Here is a 13,266-nt window from a genome sequence, read left to right as displayed (position 1 = left end):
AACCATAAGCTATAAGTGATAAGCGGTATCTTTCATACGATTTGCCATCCATCGCATTGTACGACGTACTGGCGGAGACAGGGTAGCGCCGCCGCTTGCAAGTGCTAGCTCACGATGATGCAGCTCCTCTTTATCCATTTGTGCCAGTATCTCTTTTGAGCGCTGATCATGTTCAGGTAGCTGCTTGATATGATCTTGTAGATGCTCGCTGACCTGCGCTTCTGTCTCCGCTACAAACCCTAGACTAAACTCGTTTGAGATCGCGCCTGCGACTGCACCGAGTCCAAAAGACATACCGTACCAAAGCGGCGTAAATACGCTGGCATGGCTACCAAGTTCGCTTAGACGAGTCTCGCACCAGACCAAATGATCGACTTCTTCTTCGGCCGATTGTTGCATGGCTTGTTTGACACCACTATCTTTTGCGGCAAACGCTTGGCCATGGTATAGACCTTGGGCACATACTTCACCGGTATGATTAATACGCATAAGACCTGAGACGTGCCGCGCCTCTGTGATGGTCAGCTCAGGAATCTCATTGCTACTGACGGGCAACGGACGCGTGCTTGTGTTGGAATGGGGCACGACAGCTCGTAATGCCTTATCGACCCCAAGTAACAACTGGTCAATTTTAGATAAAGGACGCAGGGTCATAACTCACTCCTGATGGTGTTAAAAACTGTCAATAAAATAAAGTGTGTTACCGTTTAAACGTAACGGCATAATGCGTATTACTATAACAAACAATCTAAATTATCGGCTCAAATATTATTGTCTAGATAGCCCATAAATAATCTATAGATAGTGGGCAAACTACTATAGCTATCATAACTACGAAACCATCAGCGCAACGATTAGACGGTATCTATTGAGCTAACCATATTTACGGTGCTATACCATCGTTAGTTTGGATAATGGCATGCTTAATATGTTTATTGAGTTTGATGTATAAGAATGCACCAAACACAATATTCAATAGCCCTGTCACCAAAAACAATTGTGGTAGCGTAAATCCTAAAACATTTAAAATAACAATCGCAAAAATCGCTGATGTGACCATAAATATCGCATTAAAGATGTTATTCGCGCCAACAATACGTGCTCGATGACTCTTAGGTGCGTAGGCTTGCATAGAAGCATATAGCGGTACGATATACAAACCACCACTGAATCCTAATAAGAATAAATCCGCGAATACCCGCCAGCTACCACTTATATTAAACAAATCACCGATGCCAAGTAATGTGTCATTATTCACATTTATATCTAAACCTGAAAGTGAAAAATACAAATCAATAGCAAAGATACTTAATCCAGCAATACCAAAGGGCAATAGACGCAAGCTGACTTTGTTTTTGGTCAATGTTTTGCACAGTACTGAACCGATTGACACACCAACAGAAAACAATGTGAGTAAGAAAATAACGACTGACTCATCACCAAGCAAAATCACCTTGCTGAACTCTGGCACTTGGGTCAAAAACGTCGCCCCATAAAACCAAAACCAGCTGTTACCAAGAATGATAAAGAACAAAAAAGGCAAAGAGTATAAGTAACGGACAGTGGCCAAGCTGGTCGTAATAATATTCCAGTTAATCTTCAGGTCAGGCTGCATCGCTGGCATAGTAGGGATATAGCGTGCGGCTAAATATCCCAAAACAGCGACAACCAACACCGTGGCACTAATCCAATACAGGGATTGTGATAGCTGAGTCAAAATACCAGCGACAATCATCCCGACCAAAATAGCCAGCGAAGTACCCATCTGAAAAAGGCCGTTAGCGCCGACCAACTCATCTTCTTTCATCGCTTGTGGCAGATAAGCGTATTTAATCGGTCCAAAGAAAGTCGAATGTGTACCCATCAAAAACAACGCGACAAATAGCAGTGCATACCATTCAAAGACAAAACCGACTGCGGCAACCGCCATAATGACCAGCTCAAGGAGTTTAATAAACTGCGTGAGCTTTGACTTTTCATACTTATCAGCAATCTGTCCTGCCAAAGCAGAAAACAAAAAGTAGGGCAGAATAAATAACATGGCGGCCAAGTTATTAAGGATACTGACCTCTACGCCCAATTTACTGGCGGCAGTATAAGTGAGCACCAGTATGAGCGCCTGCTTAAAAATATTGTCATTGAATGCGCCCAAAAACTGGGTAAAAAACATAGCGCTAAAACGACGGCGCTTGAATAACTGAAACTGGTTGGACATGGACATTCCTACAGATAAATCGCGACTGATAGAGAAAATAGCGGCGCTGAACGACAATTTTTTTATGAGAATAATCGTAAATTTTATTAAAAACTATATCAAGATATAGCATAGGTTTTATCAATATTAAGCCGTATAATAGCAAGGCTTCGGTGAAAATACATGCAGTCAATGCTATGATTCGATATTTAACTAAGTTATGATTTATAAAATTTATGTGATTGCGTTTTAGGGTATAAATAGTAGTGAAAACAAAGGCTACTACCCATCAACACTATCTATAAGCTAGTAGACCTACAAGGCAGTAGACATACATTGCTAAAGCCGACACTATAGATAACCAGTCATAAAGTTAAAGTAGTAAACCATTAATTCCAGATAACTGCTATAAGTTTATTCACCGGTCAGACTTGACGATTGTTATCGTTGATAAGATTGTGCCGCGTGAGCTGATAGGACGTAAAGATGATAAAGCAGCCTTCAACTCGAGCATGCAAGGGTCTCATGATGCAGCGTGACACAGCCATAATCCAAAACGATAGTAATAACCCAAGTACGTATCCAGCAGCGCCGCGTAAAAATTTCAGACGCTCGGCATTGTGCACTGCGCTTGCGACCAGTTTGTTCGGTATGGCACCTGCGGCAATGGCAGATACTGTTAATAATGTAAACAATACCGCTATCACCAACTCATCTGCTACTGACCAAACTGACAGTAATCAAACGCTTAGTAACCAGACTAACAATAGTCAAAGTGCGAATGATAAAGCATCTATCAAGCAATCAGCTACATTGTCAGATGACGATACTCAGCTAGATATGGCTCTAGATGCGCTACGTCTAAAAAAAGCAGTGGAACAAGGCATCATCGATCAGTCAGTATTGGACGACTATAGCGAACAGAGCTTGGGCATTAAAAAACCTAACTCGAAAAAGTCAGGCTCTAGAAACTCGACGACGCAAAATGCCAATGCTCAAAACACAACTTCTCAAAGAAATAACTCTCAAAATTTAGAAACTTTCACTGATAGTCCAAGTACTTCATATAATCCAAATAACGCTCAATCAATCGCTTCTAATGATGACCTGTTGCAACAAGCAACCGAGATTCAGCAGCAGGGTTATCAAATGATGACCCCTGAGCAGATCGATCGTGAGCTAGCGGCAATGGATGCGCAGAATGCTCAAGATATTGATAGTATCAATATTAGCAATAATGACAGTGACTTTGATGCGCCAATCGCTACGTTAGATGACACAACATCACCAATTGGTCTCGATGTAGAGCTAGATGCGACAAACTTGCCCGCGCCTAGCAATCTTGATACGTTGGGTAGAAATGAAACAACGCAAGAACAGGCGAGCACAGCTGAAGGGATGTCACGTCCGATTGAGGTGAGTGGTGCTGTCAGCAATGAATATGTTGTTAGTAATGAAGCTATTGTTAAGAGTGAAAATGGCCTGACGACTGATGATAGTAGTGATGAGGTGATAGCTGGTACGAATGTGCCTGCCAATGTAGAAGGTACGACAACAGACATTATCAATCCGAATGACTATCTACCAGATTATCAGAATGATACTCAGGCCGTCGACCAAAGTATCGAACAAGCCAATAGACCACGGCCACGCGCGCGCAATAGAGGCAATATCGTGACGCGTCTGTACAATCGCTTTTTTAACGACGGTGGCGTGATTGCTTTGCCAAATGTAGAAACCGCTATTTATCTAGAGCAAGTATCTGCTGAAGACTCTCCTAATGGTAAGGCTCAGCTAGTTGAAGCTGATAATGACATTCAGCCAATGAAAAACATCAAAGCGGCACTGGATGATACTTCAGTTCAGTCGGTTATTGACTTTACTGCGGCATTGCCACGTTTGCGCGAAACAGCACAGAATGCTGCTAAAGCCGTTGGTTACTATGAGGTTGAGATGCGTTTGACCCAACCTGATCGCGATACAGTTAATGTTGTGATTGAAGAGCTAGGCGAGCCGGTACTGGTAGATAGCCGTATTATTGAGATTCGCGGTGAGGGCAGTGAGCAAGAAGAGTTTGCATCGCTTGAGGCAGACTTGCCGCCGCAAGAAGGTGATATTTTTAATCATCGTGTCTATAAGAGCAGTAAAGCGGCTTTAGAGTCTTTGAGTAATACCTACGGCTATTTTGATCAGTATTGGCTGAACAAATCTGTTGATATCATCTTGCCTGATAATAAAGCAGATGTCTCGTTGGTTTACAACACAGGTGATCGTTACGAGTTCGACGATGTAGTATTTTTTACCTACGACAAAGAAACCAATACGCTGACTCAAGACCCTGACAAGCTACCAGTAGAGCTTTCATTGTTACAACAGCTCTATGGCTTTACGCCGGGTGAGCCGTTTTATCGTCCAGCAGTTACTAAGTTCAGTAATGACCTATCGGCAACTCGTTACTTTAATACGGTCAACGTCGAGTCGATACTACCACCAACTGATAGTAGTGAAGCTGGTACCTTAGCGTTTGACAATGCTGCTACCGAGGGTAACGACACATTAGATGACGATATTAACAATGTAGACAATGATGGCGTCGCAGGTCTGAGTAGCAATGATGGGGCAGCTGCCTTAAATGTGACTGCTAGCAAAGAAGATACGGTCAATGATAATAGCGACATAGGTGCAGAGAGCGATAATGCTCTGAGTGCTAATAGTGGCGAGACGGTCAATGAAGCGGATATCGCTGCTATTGATTTTGAGGCTGATGAAGCCACCCTTGATAAGCTGCAAGCCATCAGACAAAAAGCAGAGCGACTAAGCCGCTTGCCGAATGATCGCGTGCTTGATGAAAAAGATCAGGAAGCTGATAACCTATTGGGTAAAATCAGTGACTCAATTAGTAATGTTGCACAAAAGATATTCCCTGACGAAAAGAGTCTGATCGCTGACGAGAACTTTGTACCGCCAACGCTAGCAGGACGTAAAACGCCACAAGACGTTGCAGAAAGCAAAAAAGTACCTTTATATGTGTTTGTATACGCGGATAAACCACGTGATGCTCAAGTTGGTCTGGGTTATGGAACAGATACTGGCGTTCGCGCCACCGCAAAAATAGACTATAACTTGCTCAATCGCCAAGGCTATCAAGCGGGTGCAGAAACAGAAGTATCGAGAATCAGCAAAAACGTGGCTGTATACGCCAGTCGACCATGGAATCATCCGCTCAATGATAAGTTAGATGGGCGTCTTACTTATGAAGAGGAAGTGATTGACCAAGGCGAAGGTAATTTCGATCTGTCGACCACAACGCTAAAAGCGGCTCTAGCACGTAATATCCGTAGTGATACTGGTTGGAATCGCAGCTACTCTGTGCGTTACCGCTTGGATGAGCTTGAAACGGGGGTTGATGGAGCAGCATTAGATGATCTGCCTATCCGCTTTACCTCTTCAAGTCCGAAACAGCGCGCGCTATTGTTTGGCTATGGTATGAATAAAACAGATACTGACAATGCGACCAACCCAACGCAGGGTATGCGCCAGTACTACTCAATCGAGGCTGGCACTGATAGCGCATTCAGTGATACCGATATGGCGATTATTCGCGCAGGCGTTAGTGGTATCTACAGCTTTGGCGAAGACAAGAAGCATCAAGTATTAGGTAGTGCCAATGCCGGTTATATCTGGGCGGATGATTTTTACGATGTGCCTTATAAGTTGCGTTTCTTTGCAGGTGGCGATCAGAGTATTCGCGGTTATGACTATGAGAGCTTGTCACCATTAGACAAAGGCTATTTAACGGGCGGGCAGGTGCTAGCGGTTGGTAGCGCTGAGTATAACTATGAATTTAAACCAGGTTTCCGTGGCGCATTCTTCACTGATGTCGGTAATGCCTACGACAAAGATTTTGAGACTGAGACAAAAGTCGGCGTTGGTGTCGGTATCCGCTGGGCATCGCCTGTAGGAATGGTGCGTGTCGATGTGGCTGCTGGCGTGACCGAGGAAAGCATTCCAGTACGACTACACTTCTTTATTGGTTCACCGTTATAATCGCTTAATGTAGTAGTTCCAAATGTTTAGTAGCTCCAAATGTTCTAATCATCACTTATCGTACCGATTGCTGGTCTTCATTTTTTAACGTAGTTGAGTGTCATGCTGACAGAAAATACCCCGCCTAATAATGCTCCAGATGAAGATCCAGCACAGCGTGATGCCCGTGCCGTTAGGCGTTGGTATCCGTTGTCATTTCTGCTCAAACTTCTGGTATTGATGCTTATCGTACTAGCCATCATGTTTGCCATATTCTTTTATGCAGCAGGGACGGACGCTGGTACGAAGTTTATATTAGAAAAAATCAGTGTTGAAACAGGTATTGATTTTAAATACGGACGCGGTAACCTGCGTGATGGTATTTGGGTAACCGATATCGATATTGAAGCGACTGAAGATCTTGAGATATTGGTAGATAAGGCCTATGTGAAAATAGGCTGGCGCGCAGTATTTGCAAAAGAAGTGCATTTAAGCGATGCAGACATCCAGACCATAGAGATTATCAATAAAAAACCACCTACTGGTGAACCATTTGATTATAAAACTTTAAAGTTGCCAGTGAATTTGCGTTTTGACCAAGCAAAAATTAAGAAAATTACTTATAAGCAAGTAACCAAAGATCCTATCGTTATTCAAGATATTACGGCGCGTGACCTGACGTGGGTAGGTAGTACGGTGACCGTTGGCCGTGGTGACTTGCAGTACGCTGATATTGTGAAAGTCAGTGCCTTACAAGGAGAGATCGACCTACAGGGCGACTATCCACTAGATTTGAGTGCGATTGCGGAAGTCAGCGCTCTTGAAAAAGCCTATATCGACCCATTGAATATCTCTGCAACAGGAACGCTCAAACGTACTGTTGGCAAGGTGCGTAGTCGTTATAACGATAGCGATGTGAAAGGTAACTTTGTAGTGCAGGGGCTAGATGCGGGTGCGCCGTTCGATGCAAAACTACAGTGGGATGATATTCTTATCCCTTACGCTGACAGTCAAAACATTCGCCTACAAAGCGGTACAGCCACAGCTTCTGGTGTCATCTCTGAGATACGATTGCGTATCAATACTGAATTGACAGCCAAAGATATTCCATCAGGTCATTACCAAGGCCGTGCCGTTATCGCCAACAGTCAGCTACGTATAGATCGCTTGGACGCTGACGTGCCAGCGGGACGTTTGGCATTACAAGGTATTTTAGATTGGAAAGACAGCTTTGAGGCCACAGTGCGTGCGACGGGTAGCAACTTTAATATTCGCCAAGCTATTCCGGATGAATATATTGATTTTAAAGCTTATGCCCCGCAAACTCTAAACGGTAGACTGTCACTGCGTTATCAGCAGCAGAATACCACTGGTAATACGCAGATCGATGCAGATTTACGTCAGCGCGATGGTGAGCACATCAATGCCAATATGGTTCGCGGTAAAACCTCTGCCAAGTCCAAGCAAGTCGCGCCTTGGTATATTGATGCTAACTGGAAAAACCTAACCCGCCGCAACGTACCCAATATTGGCAATATCGACAGTCCTAGTGGTCAGGCGGACGTCATCGTTCGTGGTTCGACTCTATCAGTCGATGCCAATGCCGTTATCAATGAGCTAAATGCTGCCCCCAAAGGCAATTATGATCTACGTATACGTAAGGCTGGTGATGTCATAGATATCAATCGTCTTAATTACAATGGCATAGTAGGAGACTTATCCGGCACAGGACAGATTCAGTTAGCGAGCAAACAGCGTCCACTGACATGGCAGGTTGATGCCAGTACCAAAGGTTTACTCCCTAAGAAATATCGTAGCGATTTACCGCTTGAGCGCCTAACAGGTAGTATAAGTGCGCGTGGTCGACTGCTAAACATCACTAAAAATGGTGTCAGCGGTCAACGTCATGTGATTACTTTAAACAATACCGATATGCAAGCGCAGCTCGATGCGTCGCAAGCAGATCGTGCTATTGGTATTACCGGTGCTGGTGATGCCAGTGTCGATATCGTAGGTGGTGAGCTGTCGGTATTTGATGCGCGTTTTGATGGTCGGATTGATACAGCAGATGTACCGCAAGGTCGTCTGTCTATCGATGCTGCGGGTACGCCGAAGCTGATTAGTATTCGTAAGCTGAACTATAAGGGTGAAGCGGGCGCAGTTGATGCGAAAGGGGTCATCGACTTACGTAAAAATATCGGCTGGAATATAGATGGTCGTTTTGACCAGTTCAATTTGGGTTACTTCTTACCCAATAATCCAGCGATAATCACAGGCAATCTAAAAACCAGTGGCGAGTGGCAAAATGCGCCAAAAAACAGCGAAAACACTGCAGGTACCTTGCAGCGCTTTGCCGTAAATTTTAACGGCATATTGGATGCCGAGCAATTGCCAGCAGGTAAGCTGAATATAGAAGCTAGTGGTGACAGTCAGCTGATCCGTATCAATCGTTTCCGTCATGTGGGTGCGGCAGGTAGTATCGATGCCAGCGGAACCGTTGACGTGCGTCAAGGCGTTGCGTGGGATATCAACGCAGTCATGGATCGTTTTAACATTGGCTACTTCCTAAAAGATACCCCAAGCCTTATCACTGGTACGATTGATACAGATGGCCGCTGGAGTGACACGCAGCAGATTGTCAATATTAAACAAGTCAATCTGAATGGCATGCTAAAAGGGCAGCAACTGAGTGCCAAAGGCAGCCTATCAGCGAAAATGCGTTTGCCTAAAGATTTAGCAAGTTACTTTAAACAACTTCAGACCCAAGATGCTCAAGCACAATATAAGCAAGTAAACGCTTTGATTGATAGCTTAAATGCTAATAATCTGGTGCTGCGTTGGGGTGACAACTATGTCACGGCTAACGGCAATGCCAAACAGCTACAAACCAAAATTAACATCACCAGTCTAGACCAACTATCTAGCCAATTGGCTGGTAAAGTCACTGGCGGTGCCACGCTGTCTCAACCAGCTGGTCAAGCACTACCTACTATTTATATTGACTTGGTCGGTGAGCGACTCGCGCTACCTGGCTTTATATTGCGTCAAGGCCGTGTACGCGGCAAGCTCGTCAACTTAGCCAATAGCCCAAGTCAGTTAATTGTAACTGCTGAAGGTCTAGATGCTGCTGGTCAAAGTTTCGATAGTGTTAAAGCCTCTTTTAATGGTACCGAAAAGTCTCATGTGGTCGATTTAAATGTAGCCAATAAGCAACTCGATGTCGGCGCTAGGCTAAAAGGTGGTTTTGATCGAGACAGGCTAAGCTGGTCAGGTGTCATTGGAAAAGGCCGAATCAAATCTAAATATGCGACTTTGAATCAATTGCAACCTGCACAGCTGATTGTGAATTTACCTTACAATCAGGGTGGTGAGAACCGTGATCTAAAAGTACAGCTTGCCGCTCACTGCTGGCAGGCCACGGATCAAACCGGTAAGCTGTGTCTACGAGAAAAACTAGTGGCATCACCAGACCAAGGTGAAGTCAATGTAGCGTTGCAGAATTTAGATACGTCGTTATTCTCAGTGTTCTTGCCAGAAGATATTGACTGGAATGGTAAGATTAATGGTAAAGCAATCGTCGGATGGCAACGTGGTCGTCCGCCAACTATCAATACCACGCTATATTCAGACAACGGCAAGATTGGCCTTGTTCAAGATGGTGAGAGCACATCAATGACCTTGCCGTACAAGCGTGTCTCTCTTATTGCTTTGTCTGTGCCTGAGGGCATCAAGCTGCGTACTGATATCAATACTGGACGCGGGGCACGTGGTTATGCTGAAGTGATCGTTGATCCTTATAAAGACCCTAAACCAATCTCCGGTGCATTGGTACTAAACGAGCTTGATCTTGCGATATTTAAGCCCTTCTTCCCTGGTATGCGCGTCCTAAGAGGTAACATTACAATGGCTGGTGGCCTAGGTGGCACCTTAACCAAACCACAGTTCTATGGCGACGTAAAACTCTCTGACGGCCGTATAGCCATGCTTGATTTGCCAGTGAATTTGTCCAAAGTAAATGCGGCAGCCAAAATCCGCGGCACACAAGCGACCATTGATGGCACATTCAATAGTGGTACAGGTGAAGGCGAATTGTCAGGGACAGTCAATTGGCAGCAAAAACTGCAGGCCAAGTTGAGTATTGTCGGTGAAGGCCTAGTCATTACTCAGCCCCCATTACTGGTTGCTGAAATTGATCCTGATATTGATATTATCGTGCGCCCAGGCGACCGTTATGTCGATATAAAAGGGGCGATCAGTGTGCCGTCTGCGACCATTCGTCCGCCTGAAGCCAGCGAAGATATCATCACTCAGACTGAGGACGCAGTCGTACTAGATCGTCGTTTGATTGGTAATATCGATGAAGTACTGGCTATCTCAAAACCTTGGTCAATCAATGCTGATATCGGTGTTGATTTGGGTGATGATATCAATTTCCGTGGTTTTGGCGCCGTCATTCCGTTGGCAGGTGCGATTAATGTGACTCAGAATGGCACAGGTATCATGCGTGCCAGAGGTGTTGTACAGGTCTCACGCCGTACCAATATCAATGCCTTTGGCCAAAGCCTAGAGCTGAATTATGGTCAAGTGCGTTTCAATGGCGATGTGATGAAGCCGAGCTTAAGTATTGAAGCAGCCAAAACGATTAACGGCAAAACAGTCGGTCTGCGTGTTAAAGGAACGACTGAAAGCCCCAATATTATCGTCTTCAACAATGCAGGACTGACCCAGCAACAAGCTATGAACGCGTTGGTGACAGGCCGCATCGATAACAAGAGCGCGACGCAAATCAGTGAGCAAGGGTTTAAGTCTCAAGTGACCAATAATCTGGCTGCCGCTGGACTGAGCTTTGGTCTGAGTGGTACTCGTAGCCTGACCAATCAAATTGGGCAAGCATTTGGTTTGCAGAGCCTGACAGTCGATGCCTCAGGTAGTAGCGAGGACACCAATGTCAACGTCACAGGTTACGTTACCCCTGATTTGTACATTCGCTATGGTGTAGGTGTTTTCAATGCGCAAAACAGCCTTTCTGTTCGTTATCAACTGACACGCCGTATCTATGTAGAAGCAAGCTCAGCAGCGGAAAACGCAGTAGATGTGGTCTATAGTTGGCAGTTCTAAATTTTTTATTAGGGCATGTCCTCAATTCAATCGATAGTTATCTAAATGGGTTAAAAATGGCTAAATCTTGCCAAATGGCGTTAAATAGCTGACTAATATCTCGATATTATCTGCGCTATTTTCCTTGTTTGACTGCGATTTATCTCATTTTGATCACCATTTTTAAAATGAGGACACGCCCTAGTAAGACAACTGCTTTCTAGTTGATGTCAACTGAGAGAGCTTTTGAAATTATTTTTGAGTTAGATAGCCTATAAAAAAACGCCTCATAATGAAGGCGTTTTTTTATAGAATGATTGAAAAAGGTGTCACTGAAATAGACGTTATTTGGTTAGAATCAAGCGATTGTTGCGAGTTAGGCGTAGTCGATACTCTTCGCCTTCATGCTCGATACGTACCTCTTTAGTCAGTGCAAATAGATGTTGTGATTGCAAAGTAGGCAGACGGTTTTCACGACAGTTTAAATAACGAGAGATGACCATGCTCATAGTAAATTCCTTTTGAAAAAAAGTGGCTTATAAAATTGGCTAACCATAGCGTAATTGTTTTTAACGATAATAATTATCATTTAGATTTGATAAATTTGCAAGGCAATTGATAAAATAAAATGCAGTTATTATGTAAACTTATCTAAGTTTGCTGTCATAAATCATCTCGAATGAATATTTTATCTATATGAATTAGTAAGTTAGGTAGTAAATCTAAATAAATAATCTAGTCTATAAAAACTATTAAATTATCAAACATAATCAGAGTAAACACCGAAATAAAGGATATAAGTATGTTGAACGGGTCGAATCAACAATCAGAGACGAAGCCGGAAAGTAAGACAAATAGTAAGGCACAAACTGACAAACCCAGTATTGTAAATGTTGCAGTGGCTGTTATTCATTATAAAGATCAGTATTTGCTTGGGTTTCGAGATTCTACTCAGCATCAGGGAAATCGTTACGAGTTCGTCGGCGGAAAGATAGAAGCGAATGAGTCAGCAGCGCAGGCGTTGATAAGAGAAGTAGCGGAAGAGACTGGTATCCTACTTGAGGATAACACTATCGTTAAGCTTGGGCGTTTGCATCATGATTATGGCGATAAGCAGGTCAGCTTACAGGTTTATAAGATTGAGTTGATAGCAGAGCAGTACGAGCAGCACAAACACCGTGAGCAGGGTTTAGAAGGGCAGGCACTGACTTGGGTAAGCAAATCACAGCTTTTGGCAGGAGCATATCATCTGCCTGCTGCTAATAAGACAATCCTTGAATGGTTGAAACTCCCATCGAAGATAGCGATTACTTATCCTCTGGCACATTTTGGCACACACACTGATGCAGCGGCAACATGGCTACAGCATCATCAAGAAAAGTTAGCATCAGAGTCATGGGTATATATCCGCTTGAAGGACGCAAATTCTAAGCATCTTGCTGAGCAATTGATAACGGCACGTCCAGATATTTTAGCGATTTTACCTAATGGTAATGAGCAACTTTTAGATGTTGAGGGCTCACTAACCGCTAATGAGACAGAAATGGGCCAGCGAATAGTTGCCGAGCATCTGACACAAACGACACTGATGCAGTGCTTTGATAAGGATGGCAATCCTACAGCTCTCTCACAGTCGTTATCTAAAGACGATCCGCTCATTGTTAGCTGCCATGACATCGCGAGCATAACGGCAGCCAATCAACTTGCTAGCATGCGCATACAGAATGCATTACCACCAGTGATTGGTACTTTCGTATCGCCTGTGCTCGCTACCCAAACGCATCCTGATGACACACCGCTTGGCTGGGAAGCATGGTCAGCGTTGGCAAATTTAGCTGATATGCCTGTCATTGGGTTAGGCGGACTGGAACCTGCTATGCTCAATCAAGCATTGCAGTATGGCGGTATCAGTGTGGCAGGTATTCGTCAGTTTATATAATCCGCATGAC

6 protein-coding genes are annotated in these 13,266 nt (G+C 44.0%); 3 read left to right on the top strand and 3 right to left on the bottom strand.

Features of this window, described 5'->3' with window-relative positions:
* Positions 1-9: 9 nt before the first annotated feature.
* Together coq7 and JMX96_RS02165 are read right to left on the bottom strand one after the other, a co-directional pair.
* A complete protein-coding gene (gene coq7, locus JMX96_RS02170) occupies positions 10-648 on the bottom strand; it encodes a 2-polyprenyl-3-methyl-6-methoxy-1,4-benzoquinone monooxygenase (RefSeq protein WP_201567243.1) in 639 nt (212 codons plus the stop codon).
* A 235-nt stretch (positions 649-883) separates the two neighbouring features.
* On the bottom strand, positions 884-2,215 hold the full coding sequence (locus JMX96_RS02165; protein WP_201567012.1) for an MFS transporter: 1,332 nt from the start codon (positions 2,213-2,215) through the stop codon (positions 884-886).
* A gap of 504 nt (positions 2,216-2,719) precedes the next feature.
* Here JMX96_RS02165 and JMX96_RS02160 point away from each other — a divergent pair.
* The gene (locus JMX96_RS02160) at positions 2,720-6,241 is read left to right on the top strand and encodes a BamA/TamA family outer membrane protein (RefSeq protein WP_227676855.1); all 3,522 of its coding nucleotides are present in this window, start codon (positions 2,720-2,722) and stop codon (positions 6,239-6,241) included.
* 102 nt (positions 6,242-6,343) lie between these two features.
* Positions 6,344-11,338: a translocation/assembly module TamB domain-containing protein gene (locus JMX96_RS02155; protein ID WP_201567008.1), complete on the top strand. Its 4,995-nt coding sequence runs from the start codon at positions 6,344-6,346 to the stop codon at positions 11,336-11,338.
* Between the two features lie 323 nt (positions 11,339-11,661).
* On the opposite strand, the gene hemP is transcribed toward JMX96_RS02155, so the two are convergent.
* Positions 11,662-11,820, bottom strand: coding sequence for a hemin uptake protein HemP (gene hemP / locus JMX96_RS02150; protein WP_227672156.1), 159 nt, complete (start codon positions 11,818-11,820; stop codon positions 11,662-11,664).
* Positions 11,821-12,119: 299 nt separating this feature from the next.
* Here hemP and JMX96_RS02145 point away from each other — a divergent pair, with 299 nt between their 5' ends.
* Entirely contained in the window at positions 12,120-13,256 is a 1,137-nt protein-coding gene (locus tag JMX96_RS02145; protein ID WP_201567006.1) for an NUDIX domain-containing protein, read from the top strand.
* Positions 13,257-13,266: the final 10 nt, after the last annotated feature.

The sequence above is a fragment of the Psychrobacter sp. JCM 18900 genome, from assembly GCF_904846625.1.
Lineage (GTDB): Bacteria > Pseudomonadota > Gammaproteobacteria > Pseudomonadales > Moraxellaceae > Psychrobacter.
This window is presented reverse-complemented; position numbering and strand designations above follow the sequence as displayed.

Bases quoted from the DNA above. Each gene is read 5' to 3' on its own strand.
- JMX96_RS02165 (WP_201567012.1), bottom strand. From the start codon at position 2,215: ATGTCCAACCAGTTTCAGTTATTCAAGCGCCGTCGTTTTAGCGCTATG.
- JMX96_RS02160 (WP_227676855.1), top strand. From the start codon at position 2,720: ATGATGCAGCGTGACACAGCCATAATCCAAAACGATAGTAATAACCCA.
- JMX96_RS02155 (WP_201567008.1), top strand. From the start codon at position 6,344: ATGCTGACAGAAAATACCCCGCCTAATAATGCTCCAGATGAAGATCCA.
- hemP (WP_227672156.1), bottom strand. From the start codon at position 11,820: ATGGTCATCTCTCGTTATTTAAACTGTCGTGAAAACCGTCTGCCTACT.
- JMX96_RS02145 (WP_201567006.1), top strand. From the start codon at position 12,120: ATGTTGAACGGGTCGAATCAACAATCAGAGACGAAGCCGGAAAGTAAG.